The sequence below is a fragment of the Cupriavidus sp. PB-02 genome, from assembly GCF_058252315.1.
Genome location: NZ_CM177694.1, coordinates 1,649,856 through 1,666,983, shown reverse-complemented (window position 1 = coordinate 1,666,983; position 17,128 = coordinate 1,649,856). Strand labels below are relative to the sequence as shown.

Below are 17,128 nucleotides of genomic sequence, written 5' to 3'. Positions count from 1 at the left end.
TTCAAAACCACGCGTCCTGCATATCCAGCGTGGTACGGTCGAGCGTTTCGAGCAGGTCCAGCTGCGGTCCGACCTTGGGCAGTTCCCAGCGGAAGAAGTAGGCCGCGGCGGCCAGCTTGCCGCGATAGAAATCCTCGTCTTCCTTGCCGCCCGCCTGCTTCAGCCCGGCCTGTGCCACCAGCGCCTGCTCCAGCCAGATCCACGCCACCACCACGTGCCCGAAGGCCTCCAGGTAGATGGATGCATTGGCCAGCGTCACGTTCGGGTCACCCGCGCTCCACAGCGTCTGCGTGACCTCGGCCAGGCGCGTGGTGGCGGCGCCGAGCGCGCGCGCCTGCTGCGCCAGTTCGGCATCGTCGGCGGACAGCGCTCGCTTGATCGTGTCCTGCACACGGTCGCCCAGCAGCTTGAACGCCGCGCCATCCTTCATCACCACCTTGCGGCCCAGCAGGTCCAGGCCCTGGATGCCGTGGGTGCCTTCGTGGATCGGGTTCAGGCGGTTGTCGCGGTAGAACTGCTCGACGTTGTACTCGCGCGTATAGCCATAGCCGCCGTGCACCTGGATCGCCAGGTTGTTGGCCTCCAGGCACCATTGCGACGGCCAGCTCTTGGCGATCGGCGTCAGGATGTCGAGCAGCAGCGCGAGGCGCGCGTGCGTGGTCTCGTCACCGGCGGCGGCGGCCGCTTCTTCCTCGTCGACCAGCTGCGCGCAGTACAGGTTCAGCGCCAGGCCGCCTTCGACGTAGCTCTTCTGCGCCAGCAGCATGCGCCGGATATCGGCGTGCTCGACCAGCCTGACCTGCGGGCTGGCCGCGTCCTTGCCGCCGGGGCCGACCGGGCGGCCCTGCGGGCGGTTGCGCGCGTAGTCGAGCGCATGCAGGTAGCCGGTATAGCCCAGCATCACCGCGCCCAGGCCGACGCCGATGCGCGCCTCGTTCATCATGTGGAACATGCAGGCCAGGCCCTTGTGCGGCTCGCCCACCAGGTAGCCGATCGCGCCGGCCTTGCCGCCCGGCTTGTACTTCATGCCTTCGCCGAAGTTGAGCAGGCAGTTGGTGGTGCCGCGGTAGCCCATCTTGTGGTTGAGGCCGGCCAGCACCACGTCGTTGTGCTCGCCGAGCGAGCCGTCCTCGTTGACCAGGTACTTGGGCACGATGAACAGCGAGATACCCTTCACGCCCGGGATCAGCTTGCCGTCCGGGCCGGGGATCTTGGCCAGCACCAGGTGGACGATGTTGTCCGACAGCTCGTGCTCGCCGGCGGAAATCCACATCTTGTTGCCGCGCAGGCGATATTGCTGGCCCAGCGGCGAATCGCCCTCGTACTCGGCGCGCGTGGTGATGTCGGACAGCGACGACCCGGCCTGCGGCTCCGACAGGCACATGGTGCCGAAGAAGCGCCCTTCCATCTCCGGCTTGACGAAGGTCTCGACCTGCGCCGGCGTGCCGTGCGTCAGCAACAGGTTGGCGTTGCCGATGGTCAGGAAGGGGTAGGAACTGGTGCCGACGTTGGCGCCCTTGAAATAAGCGAAGCCGGCCTTCTCCACCACCACCGGCAGCTGCATGCCGCCCAGCTCATAGTCCTGGCCCGCGGCCATCAGCCCGGCATCGCAGAAGGCCTTCAGTGCGGTGCTGACTTCGGGGATGATGCTGACGGTCTCGCCGTCGAAATGCGGTTCTTGCTGGTCGTTCTTCTTGTTGTGCGGCGCGAACAGGTCGGTGGCGATCTTCTCGCAGGTGTCCAGCGCTGCATCGAAGGTCTCGCGCGAGTGGTCGGCATAGCGCGGGATGCGGGTCAGCTCGTCGACCTTGAGCCATTCGTACAGCACGAAGTTCAGGTCGCGGCGGGAAAGGATCATCGACATGGTGTCTCCATGCGGCGCACTGCGTGGTGCGCCGTGAATTCTTGTTGCCTTCTTGTGCGAACCGCCAGGGCTTTGAATCGCACCGCATGGGTGCTCCCTCTCCCGCATGCGGGAGAGGGTTGGGGTGAGGGCCGGACGGTACTACGAAGTACAGGCCGGCGGTATGCCACCGCCTGCCCTCACCCCCTGCCCCTCTCCCGCAAGCGGGCGGGGGAGCAAACCGGCAGCGTGCCGGCTTTGTCGGCAGTTACAGGACTTCGAACAATCCAGCCGCGCCCTGGCCGCCGCCGATGCACATGGTCACGACCACATACTTGACGCCGCGGCGCTTGCCTTCGATCAGCGCATGGCCGACCAGGCGAGCACCCGACACGCCGTACGGGTGGCCCACTGCGATGGCGCCGCCGTTGACGTTGAGGCGATCCATCGGGATGCCCAGCTTGTCGGCGCAGTACAGCACCTGCACGGCGAAGGCTTCGTTCAGCTCCCACAGGCCGATGTCCTCGACCTTCAGGCCGGCCTTCTTCAGCAGCTTTGGCACCGCGAAGACGGGACCGATGCCCATCTCATCCGGCTCGCAGCCCGCCACGGCAAAGCCGCGGAACACACCCAGCGGCTGCAGGCCCCTGGCCTCGGCCACGCGCGCGTTCATCACCACGGCTGCCGAAGCGCCGTCGGAGAACTGCGAGGCATTGCCGGCGGTGATCACGCCACCCGGCACCGCGCTGCGGATCTTGGCCACGCCTTCCAGCGTGGTGTCGGCGCGGATGCCTTCGTCGGCGGAGATGGTGACTTCCTTCGTCACCAGCTGGCCGGTGGACTTGTCGGCCACACCGGCGAGCACCGTCATCGGCACGATCTCGTCCTTGAACTTGCCGGCTTCCTGGGCGGCGGCGGCGCGTTGCTGGCTGCGCACGCCGTATTCGTCCTGGCGCTCCTTCGCGATGTTGTAGCGCTTGGCCACGGTCTCGGCGGTCTGGAGCATGTTCCAGTAGATTTCCGGCTTGTTCTTGACCAGCCAGCTTTCCTGGATCATGTGGCGGTTCATCTCCTGCTGCACGCAGGAGATGCTCTCCACGCCGCCGGCGACGAAGATATCGCCCTCATCGGCGATCACGCGCTGCGCGGCCATGGCGATGGTCTGCAGGCCGGACGAGCAGAAGCGGTTGACGGTGGCGCCAGGCACGGTGACCGGGCAGCCGGCGCGCAGTGCGATCTGGCGCGCGATATTGGCGCCGGTGGCGCCTTCCGGGTTGGCACAGCCCATCAGCACGTCTTCCACTTCGGCGGCGTCGATTTTGGCGCGGGCGATGGCGTGCTGAACGGCGTGACCACCCAGCGTGGCGCCGTGGGTCATGTTGAAGGCACCCTTCCAGCTCTTGGCCAGTGCGGTCCGTGCGGTGGATACGATGACTGCTTCGTTCATGTCTTGCTCCTCGGAATCTCTTGTGTCTTTCAGTTCGGTGGTTCGGTTCAGCCCTGGCCCTTGAGCACATCCGCGGACATGACACGGGCGACGCCGGCGGCGCCGAGGTCCTGCCACGCCTGCGCCAGCGACCCTTCCAGGTCGATGGCGCGGCAGGCATCCTCGATCACCGCGGCCTCGAAGCCCGCGGCGCGCGCATCGAGCGCGCTCCATGCCACGCAGTAGTCCGTCGCCAGCCCGGCGCAGAACACGCGCCTGACGCCATGCTCGCGCAGGTAGCCGGCCAGCCCGGTGCGCGTGGTGCGGTCCGCCTCCAGGAAGGCGGAGTAGCTGTCCACGTCGGCATGGTGGCCCTTGCGGATCAGCAACCGCGCGTGCGGCACGTGAAGGCCCGCATGCAGCGCGGCGCCCGGCGTGTCCTGCACGCAATGCACCGGCCACAGCACCTGCGGCCCGTACGGCAGCGTGAGCGACTGGAACGGCTGCGTGCCGGCATGATTGGCCGCGAACGAGACGTGCGCGGCCGGATGCCAGTCCTGCGTCAGCACCACGTGCCCGAACGCGCGCGCCAGCCGGTTGATGACGGGCACCACCTCATCGCCATTGAGCACGGCAAGCGCGCCGCCCGGCATGAAGTCGTTCTGCACGTCGATCACCAGCAGGCAATCGTCCGGTCCGATGGTCGTGTTCATGGCCGCTCCTGGCTGAACCCTCGTGGCCGTATTAGCCGTTGAAACCCTTGCCTTCGTCCGCCAGCTTCTGCAGCAGCGGCGCGACCTGCCAGGCTTCACCGTGGTAGCCCTTGGCGTAGCGCTTCATTGCCAGCGCCACGTTGTACAGGCCGACCTGGTCCGCGTACAGCATCGGGCCGCCGCGGAACAGCGGGAAGCCGTAGCCGGTCAGGTACACCATGTCGATATCCGAAGCCTTGGAAGCAATGCCTTCCTCCAGGATCTTGGCGCCTTCGTTGACCAGTGCGAACACCAGGCGCTCGACGATCTCTTCGTCAGAGATCTTGCGGCGCGTGATACCCAGGTCCTTCGAGTGCTGCACGATCATGTCGTTGACCTGCTGGTTCGGGTACGGCTTGCGGTCGCCCGCCTTGTAGTCGTACCAGCCCGCGCCGGTCTTCTGGCCGAAGCGGCCCATTTCGCACAGCAGGTCGGCGGTCTTGGAATACTGGATGTCCGGCTTGTCCACCGCGCGGCGCTTGCGGATGGCCCAGCCGATGTCGTTGCCAGCCAGGTCGCCCATGCGGAACGGGCCCATGGCAAAGCCGAACTTCTCGATGGCCTTGTCGACCTGCTCGGGCAGCGCGCCTTCGTCCAGCAGGTAGCCGGCCTGGCGGCTGTACTGCTCGATCATGCGGTTGCCGATAAAGCCGTCGCACACGCCCGACACCACCGCGGTCTTCTTGATCTTCTTGCCGATCTGCATGACCGTGGCCAGCACATCCTTGCCGGTCTTCTCGCCGCGCACCACTTCCAGCAGCTTCATCACGTTGGCCGGGCTGAAGAAGTGCATGCCGACCACGTCCTGCGGACGCTTGGTAAACGAAGCGATCTTGTTGACGTCGAGCGTGGAGGTATTCGAGGCCAGGATCGCGCCTTGCTTGGCGACTTCATCCAGCTTCTTGAACACGGTCTCCTTGACGCCCATTTCCTCGAACACGGCCTCGATGATGAGGTCGGCGTCCTTGAGGTCGTCATAGGACAGCGTGGTGCTCAGCAGGCCCATGCGCTGCTCGACCTTCTCTTGCGTGAGCTTGCCCTTCTTGGCGCTGTTCTCGTAGTTCTTGCGGATCGTGGCCACGCCGCGGTCCAGCGCTTCCTGCTTGGTTTCCAGCATGGTGACCGGGATGCCGGCGTTCAGGAAGTTCATGCTGATGCCGCCACCCATGGTGCCGGCGCCGATCACGGCGATCTTCTCGATCTTGCGGGTCGCGGTGCCTTCAGGCACGTCGGGGATCTTGCTGGCGGCACGCTCGCCGAAGAAGGCGTGGCGCAGCGCGCGCGATTCCGGCGTGGTGACCAGGAACAGGAAGCCCTCGCGCTCTTCCTTCAGGCCTTGCTCGAACGGCTTGAGCGAGCCGGCCACCGCTTCCAGGCACTTCAGCGGCGCCGGGAAGTTCTTGGCCATCGCGGCAACGGTGTTGCGGGCAAAGCCCAGGTAGCCTTCGGGGTTCTCGTGGCGCACCTTCAGGTCGCGCACCTTCGGGTGCGGGCCGGTGGCGGCGCCAACGTTCTGCGCAAACTTGACCGCTGCTGGCAGCACATCACCGTCGACGATCTCGTCGAACAGCTTGGTGCCGGCGAACTTCTCGGACAGCACCGGGGTGCCCGACACGATCATGTTGGCCGCGGCCTCCAGGCCGATCACGCGCGGCAGGCGCTGCGTGCCGCCGGCGCCGGGCAGCAGGCCCAGCTTCACTTCCGGCAGCGCGATCTGCGCGCCCTTGGACGCCACGCGGTAGTTACAGCCCAGCGCCAGCTCCAGGCCGCCACCCATGGCGACCGAGTGCACCGCAGCCACCACCGGCTTGGACGATGCTTCCAGCACGCGGATCACCGAGTGCAGCGTCGGCTCCTGCATGGCCTTGGGCGTATTGAATTCACGGATGTCGGCGCCGCCCGAGAATGCCTTGCCAGCGCCGGTGATGACGATCGCCTTGACGGCGGCATCGTCCAGCGCGCGGGTCATGCCTTCGACGATGCCAAGCCGGGTGCTGTGACCCAGGCCGTTGACAGGGGGATTGTCGAGCGTGATGACGGCTACGCCGTCCTGAACCTGATACTGCGCTGTCATGCTGGTTCCTTTGTTCAGAAGTTGTCTCGGGATTCGAATTCTCGAATTCATTTTTTACCGCTCCTGCACGGCCTGTAATGGCCGTTTGCTGCCCGGGTGGCTGGCACCGCGGGAGGGTAAACCCTCCGCCCGACTTGCCGCATTCCCGCGCCCATCAACGCCTTCAGGCTGTTGGGCGAAACAAGCATACACAAAATAGCACGGTCGTTCAATTTTAATTTTGGCGGTTTTCCTATTGCATGAACGGCGTGAATTGTGGCCCTTACCGGGATGCATGACGGGCGCCCCATTAGCCGGAAAATTCGCGCTGCCGCGTCCGAATGAATGCCGATTACAGCACATGCGAGACCAACCGAGGGCCGGTTCTAAACTCAGTATCGGACTTTTATTTGGCCCGGTCGGACGACTCGCTGAAAAAGACGCGGTAGACTCGCGGCTTTTCGTTTTTTGCCGCCCAGGCCTCCACAAGACGCCGGGCCGGCGGAAGTTCCAGCGACCCTGATGTCTTCCCATTCACATTCACACCCGCACGAGCACCAGCACCAGCACCCGGTGGTAGAGCATGACGACCTCAAGCGCAAGCTCAAGGCCCGCCACCTGACCATGATCGCCATCGGCGGCGCCGTGGGCACGGGGCTGTTCGTCGCCTCGGGCGCCTCGATCGCACAGGCCGGGCCCGGCGGCGCGCTGCTGATGTATGTGCTGCTCGGCCTGATGGTTTACTGCCTGATGACCAGCCTGGGCGAGCTCGCCGTCCATATGCCGGTGGCTGGCTCCTTCGTCACCTACAGCGCGCTCTATGTCGATGAGGGCTTCGGCTTCGCGCTGGGCTGGAACTACTGGTTCAGCCTGGCGGTGACCATCGCCGTGGAGCTGACCGCGGCGCAACTGGTGATGCAGTACTGGTTCCCTCATGTGCCAGGGGTGGTCTGGAGCGCGGCCTTCCTGCTGCTGATGTTCGTGCTCAATGCCTTCTCGGTGCGCGGCTTCGGCGAGGCCGAGTACTGGTTCGCGCTGATCAAGGTGGTAACCGTGGTGGTGTTCCTGGGCGTGGGCCTGCTGATGATCTTCGGCATCATGAAGGGCGGGCCGCAATCGGGCTGGCACAACTTCACGCTCGGCGACGCGCCCTTTGTCGGCGGCATCCCGGCCATGTTCGGGGTGGCGATGATTGCGGGGTTCTCGTTCCAGGGCACGGAAACCGTTGGCGTGGCCGCCGGGGAGGCGGAAAACCCGGCCAAGACCATCCCGCGCGCGATCCGGCAGACCTTCTGGCGCATCCTGCTGTTCTATGTGATTGCCATCCTGATCATCGGGGTGCTGATTCCCTATACCGATCCCAGCCTGCTGCGCAATGACGTCACCGACGTCGGCGTGAGCCCGTTCGCGCTAGTGTTCCGCCACGCCGGGCTGGCCTTTGCGGCGGGCCTGATGAATGCCGTGGTGCTGACCGCGCTGCTGTCGGCCGGTACCTCGAGCATGTATGTGTCCACCCGGATCCTCTATGGCCTGGCGGTCAGCGGCCGCGCGCCGCGGGCCTTTGGCAAGCTGACGGTGAATGGCGTGCCGTTCAATGCGCTGCTGCTCACCACTGGCGTGGGCGCGCTGTGTTTCTTCAGTTCGCTGTTCGGGGACAAGGCGGTGTACCTGTGGCTGCTCAATACCTCGGCCATGACGGGCTTCTTTGCGTGGCTCGGAATTGCCGTCAGCCACTACCGCTTCCGCCGCGGGCTGGTGCATCAGGGGTATGACGTCAGCATGCTGGCGTACCGGTCGCCGCTGTATCCGTTCGGGCCGATCTTTGCCGGGGTGCTGTGCGTGGTGATCGTGGCCGGGCAGAACTACCAGGCGTTCGCGGATATCCCGAACCGCTGGCCGGAGATCGTTGCGACCTATATCGGCGTGCCGGCGTTCCTGGCGCTGTGGTGGGGATATCGGGTCGTGAAGAAGACTCGGATGATCGATTACGAGGATATGCCGTTCGAGTTGCCGAAGCCTCAGGTCGAGGCCCGGGAAAAGCTGGCGGCCTGAGCCGTTTCCCGCCTTAAGCCAAACGGCCCGCGCAAATGCGCGGGCCGTTTGCATTGGGTCTGGTCGGCTCAAACCTCCAGCCACTCCTTCCGCACCTGCGAATTCGCCTTCAACTCCGCGGGCGTCCCCTCGAACACGATATGCCCGTGTCCCATCACATAGACCCGCTGCGAGATATCCAGCGCAATCGCCAGCTTCTGCTCGATCAGCAACACCGACACCCCACGCTCCTTCAGCGTCTTCAGGTAATCGCCCACCAGCGTCACGATCATCGGCGCGAGCCCTTCGGTCGGCTCGTCGATCAGGATCAGGTCGGGGTCGCCCATCAGCGTGCGGCACAGCGTCAGCATCTGCTGCTCGCCGCCTGACAGCACGCCGGCCGAGGTGTTTTCCCGCTCTTTCAACCGCGGGAACATATTGAACATGTCCTCCACCGACCAGCGCGGCTTGGCCTGCCGCGGGTTGCGCTTCTCGCCCAGCAACAGGTTCTGCCGCACCGTCAGCGTCGGGAAGATATCCCGGTTCTCCGGCACATAGCCGATCCCCAGGTGCGCGATCTCGAAGGTGCGCCGCCCCAGGATCTCCTCGTCGCGAAACTTCACCGAGCCCTCGGCCTTGACCATCCCCAGGATGGCCTTGGCCATGGTCGAGCGCCCCACCCCGTTGCGGCCCAGCAGCGCGACGATCTCGCCTTCGTCGATATGGGCATCCACCCCGTGCAGGATATGGCTCTTGCCGTAGTAGGCGTGCAGGCCCGTGACGTCCAGCATGCGCTTGCCCATCAGTGCGCTCCTTCGGTGGTGTCTTCGTCCAGCGTGGTGCCCAGGTAGGCTTCCTTGACCTTGCGGTTGTTACGGATCGCCTGCGGCGTGTCGGTGGCGATCACCTCGCCGTAGACCAGCACCGAGATCCGGTCGGCCAGGCCGAACACCACGCTCATGTCGTGCTCCACCATCACCAGCGTCTTGCCCACGGTGACCTTGCGGATCAGCTCGACCGCATGGTCGGACTCGGAGCGGCTCATGCCCGCGGTGGGCTCGTCCAGCAGGATCACCTCGGCGCCGCCGGCGATGGTGATGCCGATCTCCAGCGCGCGCTGCTCGGCGTAGGTCAGCAAGCCGGCCTGCGAATCGCGGCGGTGCTGCATGCCGATCAGCTCCAGCACTTCCTCGGCGCGCTCGCGCGCATCGCGCAGGCCCGTCAGCCTGTGCCAGAACGAGTACTTGTAGCCGAGCGACCACAGCACCGCGCAGCGCAGGTTCTCGAACACCGACAGCCGGTGGAAGATATTGGTGATCTGGAAGCTGCGCGACAGCCCCATGCGGTTGATCACGAAGGGCTGCAGCCCGCCGATCTCCTCGCCGTTCAGCCGCACCGTGCCGCTGGTCGGCGCAAAGCGGCCGGAGATCAGGTTGAAGGTGGTGGACTTGCCCGCCCCGTTCGGCCCGATCAGCGCGTGGCGCTCGCCCTTGGCAATGTTCAGGTTCACGCCGCGGATGATCTCCGTCTGGCCGAACTTCTTGCGTACATCGGTCAGTTCCAGCGCCGCCGTCATGCCCTGCCTCCCGCGATTTCTGCCTGCACCTTGTCCCACTCAGCCCGCGCGCCGCGCACCGCCAGCCGCCATGCGGCCAGCCCGGCGGCCCACAGCACCGCCGCCACCGCCCATGGCATCCACATCGCGGCATCGAAACCGATGCCGAACAGCTTCATGGCGGTGCCATTGGCGCTGTCGACCTGAACCTTGTAGACCAGCTCGACCGTGAGAATCATGGCCAGCAGCAGCACCACACCGGCGGCGCCGGCACGGGCGTACGACGGCAGCATGCGCTTGAGCTTGCCCTTGCCCAGCAGCGGCAGCTGCATCAACAGCAGGCTGGCCAGCCCGCCCGGCACGAACATCACCATCAGCACAAAGAACAGCCCCAGGTAGAGCAGCCAGGCCTTGGTCAGGTCCGACAGCGCCACCGCGAACAGCACGAACACCACCGCGCCGATGATGGGCCCGAAGAACACGCCCGCGCCGCCGATAAACACCGCCAGCAGCACGCCGCCGGAACGCACCGCGCTGACGTTCTCGGCCGAGACGATCTCGAAGTTGATCGCCGCCAGCGCGCCGGAGATGCCGGCGAAGAATGCCGACAGGATCAGCACCAGGTAGCGCACGCGCTGGGTGTTGTAGCCGATGAACTCGACCCGCTCGGGGTTGTCGCGCACGGCGTTGGCGATGCGGCCCAGCGGCGTCTGCGTCCACGCGTACATCGCCACCATCGATGCCACGCACCACACCGCGATCAGGTAGTAGACCTGGCGGCCCGGCCCGAAGGTGAGGCCCAGGAAGGGGTCGCCGACCACCCGGTTGGTGGAGATGCCGCCCTCGCCGCCGAAGAACTCGGGGAACATCAGCGAGCTCGCGAACACCATCTCGCCGATGCCCATGGTGATCATGGCGAAGGTGGTGCCGGCCTTCTTGGTGGTGACATAGCCAAAGATCACGCCGAAGAACGCGCCGGCCAGCCCCCCGACCAGCGGCAGCATCGACACCGGCAGCCATACCTTGCCGGCGCCGACCATGTTCAGCACGTGCACGGCGATAAAGGCACCCAGGCCGGAATACACCGCATGGCCGAACGACAGCATGCCGGTCTGCCCGAGCAGCATGTTGTACGACAGCGCGAAAATGATCATGATGCCCATCTGCGACATCAGCGTGATGGCGAAGCCCCCGGTAAAGACCAGCGGCAGCACCAGCATGACCAGCACGGTCAGGCTCCAGATCATCCAGCGCGCCAGGTTCAGCGGGCGGTAGCGCATGGTGCGGCCGGTGACCACCGGCTCGCGGCGTTGTTGCATCGCTTGCTCCATGGTGTCAGCTCTCCCGGGTTCCCATCAGTCCACGCGGGCGGAAGATCAGCATCACCACCAGCAGCAGGTACGGCAGCACCGGCGCCACCTGGGCCACCGTGAGCTTCCACAAGGAATAGAACGGCGTGGCGTCGCTGACCGCCAGCCCCAGACTGGTCAGCAGCCCCGCGAGCGACGCGTCGATGGTGACGGCAAAGGTCTGCAGCACACCGATCAGGATCGATGCGATGAACGCCCCCACCAGTGAGCCCATGCCGCCCACCACCGCCACCACGAACACGATCGAGCCCACCGCCGCGGCCATCGACGGCTCGGTGACGAAGGCATTGCCGCCGATCACCCCCGCCAGCCCGGCCAGCGCGGCGCCACCGCCGAACACCATCATGAAGACGCGCGGCACGTTGTGGCCGAGCGCCTCGACCATTTCCGGGTGCGTCAGCGCGGCCTGGATCACCAGCCCGATGCGGGTGCGCGTCAGCACCAGGTAAATCGCCACCAGCATGCTCAGCGATACCAGCATCATGAAGGCGCGGTACTTGGGGAAGGACGAGGTGAACACCGTGAACAGCGGCCCGTCCAGCTCCGCCGGGATGCGGTACGGCACCGCGGCCAGGCCCCACACCAGCTTGACGCCCTCCTCGATCAAGTAGGCCAGGCCGAAGGTGAACAGCAACTCGGCCACGTGACCGTACTTGTGCACCGTGCGCAGGCCGAAGCGCTCCACCAGCGCGCCCGCGCCGGCGACCAGCAGCGGCGCGAAGATCAGCGCCGGCCAGAAGCCGATCTTGCTGGCGATGGTGTAGGCAAAGTAGGCGCCCAGCATGTAGAAGCTGGCGTGGGCGAAATTGAGCACGCCCATCATGCTGAAGATCAGGGTGAGGCCCGACGACAGCATGAACAGCAGCAGCCCGTAGCTGATGCCGTTCAGCAGTGAGATGACGAAGAATTCCACAGCGTGTCCTTCAAGCTGGCGCCGGCGTGCGTGGGGGCGCGCCGGCATCCGTCCGGTTGGATTAAGGGTAAGCGTCCCCCTCCGGGGGCGCATGACGCCCCGGACGCTCCCCGATTTCAGACCGAAAGTATGCTGGATCGGGCGGCCACTTTGTCAGCGTGGCCGGCCCGCCACGGGACAGGATCAGCCCGGCCGCTTCATCTGGCAGGACGTGGGCTGGGCGGACACGTACTGGTCCATCAGCGCGTTGGTCTTCCAGCCGTAGCCGGTGTTCTCCTGGTCGTACTTGACTTCCTTGCCATCGACCTTGGACCAGGTGGCAACCACCAGCGGCTGCTGGGCCTGGTGGTCGGTGTTGCGCATCTCGACCGTGCCATTCATGCTGTCGACCTTGATGCCTTCCAGCGCCTTGGCGACCTTGACCGGATCGGTCGAGCCGCTGTCCTTGATCGCTTTGGACAGCATGGCGATGCCGGTATAGGAAGCGACCACGTAAAAGTCATCGTTGTACTTCTTCTTGAAGCCTTCGATGACGTCCGAGCCCTTGAAGCCCTTGTTGTTGGCGTTGAAGTAGCCAACGTACTTGACGTGCTCGGCGCCGGCCGCGCCCATCGCCGTGGGCACGCCGGTGGTGCCGGCGTAGTACGTGTAATAGTTGGTGGTCAGGCCGGCGTCCTTGCCCGCCTTGATCAGCAGCGCCAGGTCGCTGCCCCAGTTGCCGGTGATCACGGTATCGGCGCCCGAGGCCTTGATCTTGGCCGCGTACGGCGCAAAGTCCTTCACCTGTGCCAGCGGGTGCAGGTCTTCACCCACGATCTGGATATCCGGGCGCTTGCGCTTCAGGTAGTCCTTGGCGGCCTTGGCCACCTGGTGCCCGAACGAGTAGTTCTGGTTGATCAGGTAGACCTTCTTGACGTTGGGATCCTTGGCCAGGAAGGTGGTCAGCGCCTCCATCTTCATGTCGGAGTTGGCGTCGAGCCGGAAATGCCAGTAGTTGCACTTGGCATTGGTCATGTCCGGGTCCACTGCGGCGTAGTTCAGGTAGACGATTTCCTTGCCCGGGTTGCGCTCGTTGTGCTTGGCCACCGCATCCTGCAGCGCCAGCCCGACCGACGAGCCGTTGCCCTGCACGACATAGCGGATGCCCTGGTCGACCGCCTGCTTCAGGATGGTCAGGCTTTCCTGCGGCGACAGCTTGTTGTCGAAGCCCACCACCTCGAACTTGTGCGTGCCGGCCCAACCCTTCTGGTTGGCTACGTCGGCCACGTACTGCCAGCTCTTGAGCTGGTTCTGGCCAACGGGGGCCATCAGCCCCGAAAGCGGATCGATGAAGGCGATCTTCACCGTATCCGCGAGTGCAGACCCCGAAACCAGCGCAGAACCCATTGCGGCGAACACGGCCACACCAGCCACCAGCGGACGCATCTTGGTCATACCTGTCTCCTTCACTCTTGTCGTTGGCTTGTCGTTGATTGCGGCAGGCCGGGCGCACTCCTCCCGTCGCGCGCCCGGTCCGCCCCGAACACGCCGTGCCGCAAGCTGGCACGGCGCACCGGTTGGCCTGGCGTGCCGGCCTCAGGCGGACGGCAGCTTGTAGTCCTTGAACTGTTCGCGCAGCTTGAGCTTCTGCATCTTGCCGGTGGCGGTCAGCGGGATCTCGGTGACAAAGGCCACGTCGTCCGGGATCCACCACTTGGCGACCTTGCCTTCGAAGAACTGCAGCAGTTCCTCGCGGCTGACCTCGGCGCCGGGCTTCTTCACCACCACCAGCAGCGGACGCTCGTCCCACTTGGGGTGGTAGGCCGAGATGCACGCCGCCATATGCACCGCGGGGTGCGCGGCGGCGACGTTCTCGATATCGATCGACGAAATCCACTCGCCGCCGGACTTGATCACGTCCTTGCTGCGGTCGGTGATCTGCATGAAGCCATCGGGGTCGATGGTGGCGACGTCGCCGGTCGGGAACCAGCCGTCGACCAGCGGGTTGGCGTCGTTGCGGAAGTAGCGCTCGATGATCCAGGGCCCGCGCACCATCAGGTCGCCGAAGGCCTTGCCGTCCCACGGCAGTTCCTTGCCCTCTCCGTCGACGATCTTCATGTCGACGCCGAAGATCACGCGGCCCTGCTTCTCCTGGATCTTGTGGCGGTCGGCGTCGGACAGCTCCGCATGTTTGGCCAGCAGCTTGCACGACGTGCCCAGCGGCGACATCTCGGTCATGCCCCAGGCGTGGATCACCTCGACGTCCAGCGCCTCGAGCGCGCGGATCATCGCCGGCGGCGCGGCCGAGCCGCCGATTACGGTGCGGCGGAAGGTGGAGAACTTCAGCTTGTTCGACTGCACGTATTGCAGCAGGCCGAGCCAGACGGTCGGCACGCCGGCGGAGAAGGTCACCTTCTCCTGCTCGAACAGTTCATAGAGTGAAGCGCCATCCAGCTTGGCACCCGGCAGCACCAGCTTGGCGCCGACCAGCGGCACCGAGTACGGCAGGCCCCAGGCATTGACGTGGAACATCGGCACCACGGGCAGGATCACGTCGCTGGCGGAGCAGCCCAGCGCGTCGGGCATGGCCGACGCATAGGAGTGCAGTACCGTCGAGCGGTGCGAGTACAGCGCGCCCTTGGGGTTGCCAGTGGTACCGGAGGTGTAGCACAGGCTCGACGCCATGTTCTCGTCGAACTGTGGCCATTCGTAGTTGCCGTCCTGGGCGTCGATCAACTCCTCATAGCACAGCAGCGGCACCTTCGATTCCGCCGGCATATGCGCGCGGTCGGTCATCGCCACCCAGCCCTTGACGTTGGGGCAATGCGGCGCCACGCCTTCCACCAGCGGCAGGAAGGTCAGGTCGAAGAAGATGTAGCTGTCTTCCGCGTGGTTGACGATATAGGCGATCTGCTCGGGGAACAGGCGCGGGTTGACGGTATGGCAGACGGCGCCCATGCCGGACACGCCATAGTAGATCTCGAGGTGGCGATAGCCGTTCCAGGCCATCGTGCCGACCCGCTCGCCCTGCTTCACGCCCAGTGCGCCGAGCGCCTGCGCCAGCTTGCGCGCGCGCAGTTCGCAGTCACGGTACGTGTAGCGATGTAGGTCGCCCTCCGTGCGCCGCGAAACGATCTCGGTGCTCCCGTAGTAACGGGCGGCGTGCTTGATCATGGAGGAAATGAGCAGCGGAGCGCTCATCATTTGACCCATCAATGCCATGTACCTGTCTCCTGAAAGTCTGGTTTTCGCCTGAAAACGAACAACCGTACTATTTTTTGGCGATTGTTCCCGTGCATCGAATCAGCGTCAACGTGATTCTGTTGTGCACTGCCGTACTGTCGTGGTCATCGGGGCCGCAATTCTGCGAATGTCCATGCACCGGATTTATGTGCGCACTAAAGGAGGGGGAATAACCGTGCGGTGCGTGGCGGTCTCGTCAGTCGAGAACCATTGAGGACGTACAATACTGCGTGGCATGTTGCACCTCAACATGTCGTTTTCCCTAGCCACAATCGCATTTCCGTGACCTCGGCATGCGGCGCTGCACTGCCCTGCAAGCGGCCTGCAGCACCGCTTCCGGGCCACGCGATGCACACCGCCCCTAGCGCCCCCGCGCCACTACGCGATGCCAGACACGCCCCAGTCCTTCGCTCCACAACCCTCGCGCGCCACGGCGTCCGTTCCGCTGTCCGTTCCCTTCCGCACCTCGCCTGGCTTTGCTGCACTTGGCGAAAAGTTCTTCACGCGCCTGCCTCCCTCGCCGCTGCCCTCGCCTTACCTGGTGAGCGTGGCGCCGGCCGCGGCCGCGTTGCTGGGCTGGGATGCCGACATCGGCATTGAGCAGGCCTTTATCGAGACCTTTGTCGGCAACCAGCTGCCGGAGTGGGCCGACCCCATCGCCACGGTCTATTCCGGCCACCAGTTCGGCGTTTGGGCCGGCCAGCTCGGCGATGGCCGCGCGATCCGGCTGGCGCAGGCCGAGACCGATACCGGCCCCTGGGAGATCCAGGTCAAGGGCGCCGGGCTGACGCCCTATTCGCGCATGGCCGACGGCCGCGCGGTGCTGCGCTCTTCGATCCGTGAGTACCTGTGCTCGGAGGCCATGGCCGCGCTCGGCGTGCCGACCACGCGCGCGCTCTCCATCGTCGGCTCGGACGCGCCGGTGCGCCGTGAAACCATCGAAACCTCCGCGGTGGTGACGCGGCTGTCGCCGACCTTTATCCGCTTCGGGCACTTCGAGCATTTCGCCGCGCACGGCGACGTAGCTGCGCTGCGCCAGCTCGCGGACTTTGTCATCGACAACTTCATGCCGGCCTGCCGCGACGATGCCCAGCCCTACCAGGCACTGCTGCGCGAGGTGTCTCTGCGCACCGCCGACCTGATCGCGCACTGGCAGGCAGTGGGCTTCTGCCACGGCGTAATGAACACCGACAACATGTCGATACTGGGCCTGACCATCGACTACGGCCCGTTCGGCTTCCTCGACGCGTTCGACGCCAACCATATCTGCAACCACTCCGACACGCAGGGCCGCTACGCCTACAGCCAGCAGCCACAGATTGCGTTCTGGAACCTGCATTGCCTGGCGCAGGCGCTGATGCCGCTGTGGCTCTCGCAGGAAGAGTCCGACAAGGAAAGCGCGCGCGACGCCGCCGTGGAAGCCGCGCGCGCCGCGCTTGACCCGTTCCGCGACCGCTACGCCGCCGCCTTCTTCCGCCACTACCGCGCCAAGCTGGGCCTGCGCCCGCCCGCCGGCGGCGATGACAAAACCGACGAGCCGCTGCTGACCAGCCTGTTCCAGCTGCTGCACGGCCAGCGCGTGGACTACACGCTGTTCTGGCGCAAGCTGTGCGGTATCTCGTCGACCGATGCCTCGCGCGACGCGCCGGTGCGCGACCTGTTCCTGGATCGCGCCGCCTTTGACACCTGGGTGGCCGACTACCGCGTGCGCCTGCGCGCCGACCAGTCGCACGATGCCGCGCGCGAACTGGAAATGCTGGCAGTCAACCCCAAATACGTGCTGCGCAACCACCTGGCCGAAACCGCGATCCGGCACGCACGCGAGAAGGACTTCAGTGAAGTGGACCGCCTGCTGGCCGTACTGTCGCGCCCGTTCGACGAACAGCCGGAAGCGGAACACTACGCGGCGCTGCCGCCGGACTGGGCGTCGGGGCTGGAAGTCAGCTGCTCGTCGTGAGCCCCG

General features: G+C 65.4%; 12 protein-coding genes. 2 read left to right on the top strand and 10 right to left on the bottom strand.

Annotation, left to right across the window (positions count from 1 at the left end; genetic code table 11):
• Nucleotide 1 precedes the first annotated feature (1 nt).
• The 4 genes from AC10V3_RS07985 to AC10V3_RS07970 all read right to left on the bottom strand — a co-directional run bounded on the left by AC10V3_RS07985 (nt 2) and on the right by AC10V3_RS07970 (nt 6,095).
• Nucleotides 2-1,864: an acyl-CoA dehydrogenase gene (locus tag AC10V3_RS07985; protein WP_349604598.1), complete on the bottom strand. Its 1,863-nt coding sequence runs from the start codon at nt 1,862-1,864 to the stop codon at nt 2-4.
• Between the two features lie 247 nt (nt 1,865-2,111).
• Nucleotides 2,112-3,290, bottom strand: coding sequence for an acetyl-CoA C-acyltransferase (locus AC10V3_RS07980; protein ID WP_022534584.1), 1,179 nt, complete (start codon nt 3,288-3,290; stop codon nt 2,112-2,114).
• 47 nt (nt 3,291-3,337) lie between these two features.
• Nucleotides 3,338-3,982: a bifunctional nicotinamidase/pyrazinamidase gene (gene pncA, locus AC10V3_RS07975; protein WP_349604600.1), complete on the bottom strand. Its 645-nt coding sequence runs from the start codon at nt 3,980-3,982 to the stop codon at nt 3,338-3,340.
• Between the two features lie 31 nt (nt 3,983-4,013).
• Nucleotides 4,014-6,095 (bottom strand): 3-hydroxyacyl-CoA dehydrogenase NAD-binding domain-containing protein, encoded by a 2,082-nt coding sequence (locus AC10V3_RS07970; protein WP_022534582.1) that lies wholly within the window; start codon nt 6,093-6,095, stop codon nt 4,014-4,016.
• Nucleotides 6,096-6,596: 501 nt separating this feature from the next.
• Between AC10V3_RS07970 and AC10V3_RS07965 the strand changes: the two genes are divergently transcribed.
• The gene (locus AC10V3_RS07965; RefSeq protein ID WP_490923464.1) at nt 6,597-8,126 is read left to right on the top strand and encodes an amino acid permease; all 1,530 of its coding nucleotides are present in this window, start codon (nt 6,597-6,599) and stop codon (nt 8,124-8,126) included.
• 68 nt (nt 8,127-8,194) lie between these two features.
• On the opposite strand, the gene AC10V3_RS07960 is transcribed toward AC10V3_RS07965, so the two are convergent.
• From AC10V3_RS07960 to AC10V3_RS07935, 6 genes are all read right to left on the bottom strand, one after another.
• The gene (locus tag AC10V3_RS07960; RefSeq protein WP_349604602.1) at nt 8,195-8,908 is read right to left on the bottom strand and encodes an ABC transporter ATP-binding protein; all 714 of its coding nucleotides are present in this window, start codon (nt 8,906-8,908) and stop codon (nt 8,195-8,197) included.
• Nucleotides 8,908-9,681: an ABC transporter ATP-binding protein gene (locus tag AC10V3_RS07955; protein ID WP_022534579.1), complete on the bottom strand. Its 774-nt coding sequence runs from the start codon at nt 9,679-9,681 to the stop codon at nt 8,908-8,910. Before AC10V3_RS07955 ends, AC10V3_RS07960 begins: the two co-directional genes overlap by 1 nt.
• The gene (locus tag AC10V3_RS07950; RefSeq protein ID WP_022534578.1) at nt 9,678-10,991 is read right to left on the bottom strand and encodes a branched-chain amino acid ABC transporter permease; all 1,314 of its coding nucleotides are present in this window, start codon (nt 10,989-10,991) and stop codon (nt 9,678-9,680) included. The genes AC10V3_RS07955 and AC10V3_RS07950 overlap by 4 nt, the downstream gene beginning before the upstream one ends.
• A 4-nt stretch (nt 10,992-10,995) precedes the next feature.
• Nucleotides 10,996-11,943, bottom strand: coding sequence for a branched-chain amino acid ABC transporter permease (locus AC10V3_RS07945; protein WP_041681004.1), 948 nt, complete (start codon nt 11,941-11,943; stop codon nt 10,996-10,998).
• Nucleotides 11,944-12,126: 183 nt separating this feature from the next.
• Complete coding sequence (locus AC10V3_RS07940; protein ID WP_022534576.1) at nt 12,127-13,377, bottom strand: branched-chain amino acid ABC transporter substrate-binding protein; 1,251 nt, start codon at nt 13,375-13,377, stop codon at nt 12,127-12,129.
• Between the two features lie 141 nt (nt 13,378-13,518).
• The gene (locus tag AC10V3_RS07935; RefSeq protein ID WP_022534575.1) at nt 13,519-15,144 is read right to left on the bottom strand and encodes a 3-(methylthio)propionyl-CoA ligase; all 1,626 of its coding nucleotides are present in this window, start codon (nt 15,142-15,144) and stop codon (nt 13,519-13,521) included.
• A gap of 406 nt (nt 15,145-15,550) precedes the next feature.
• Between AC10V3_RS07935 and AC10V3_RS07930 the strand changes: the two genes are divergently transcribed.
• Nucleotides 15,551-17,122 (top strand): protein adenylyltransferase SelO, encoded by a 1,572-nt coding sequence (locus tag AC10V3_RS07930; RefSeq protein WP_022534574.1) that lies wholly within the window; start codon nt 15,551-15,553, stop codon nt 17,120-17,122.
• Nucleotides 17,123-17,128 lie beyond the last annotated feature (6 nt).

Coding starts and splice junctions, on each gene's coding strand:
- AC10V3_RS07985 (WP_349604598.1), bottom strand. CDS start 1,864: ATGTCGATGATCCTTTCCCGCCGCGACCTGAACTTCGTGCTGTACGAA.
- AC10V3_RS07980 (WP_022534584.1), bottom strand. CDS start 3,290: ATGAACGAAGCAGTCATCGTATCCACCGCACGGACCGCACTGGCCAAG.
- pncA (WP_349604600.1), bottom strand. CDS start 3,982: ATGAACACGACCATCGGACCGGACGATTGCCTGCTGGTGATCGACGTG.
- AC10V3_RS07970 (WP_022534582.1), bottom strand. CDS start 6,095: ATGACAGCGCAGTATCAGGTTCAGGACGGCGTAGCCGTCATCACGCTC.
- AC10V3_RS07965 (WP_490923464.1), top strand. CDS start 6,597: ATGTCTTCCCATTCACATTCACACCCGCACGAGCACCAGCACCAGCAC.
- AC10V3_RS07960 (WP_349604602.1), bottom strand. CDS start 8,908: ATGGGCAAGCGCATGCTGGACGTCACGGGCCTGCACGCCTACTACGGC.
- AC10V3_RS07955 (WP_022534579.1), bottom strand. CDS start 9,681: ATGACGGCGGCGCTGGAACTGACCGATGTACGCAAGAAGTTCGGCCAG.
- AC10V3_RS07950 (WP_022534578.1), bottom strand. CDS start 10,991: ATGGAGCAAGCGATGCAACAACGCCGCGAGCCGGTGGTCACCGGCCGC.
- AC10V3_RS07940 (WP_022534576.1), bottom strand. CDS start 13,377: ATGACCAAGATGCGTCCGCTGGTGGCTGGTGTGGCCGTGTTCGCCGCA.
- AC10V3_RS07935 (WP_022534575.1), bottom strand. CDS start 15,144: ATGGCATTGATGGGTCAAATGATGAGCGCTCCGCTGCTCATTTCCTCC.
- AC10V3_RS07930 (WP_022534574.1), top strand. CDS start 15,551: ATGCCAGACACGCCCCAGTCCTTCGCTCCACAACCCTCGCGCGCCACG.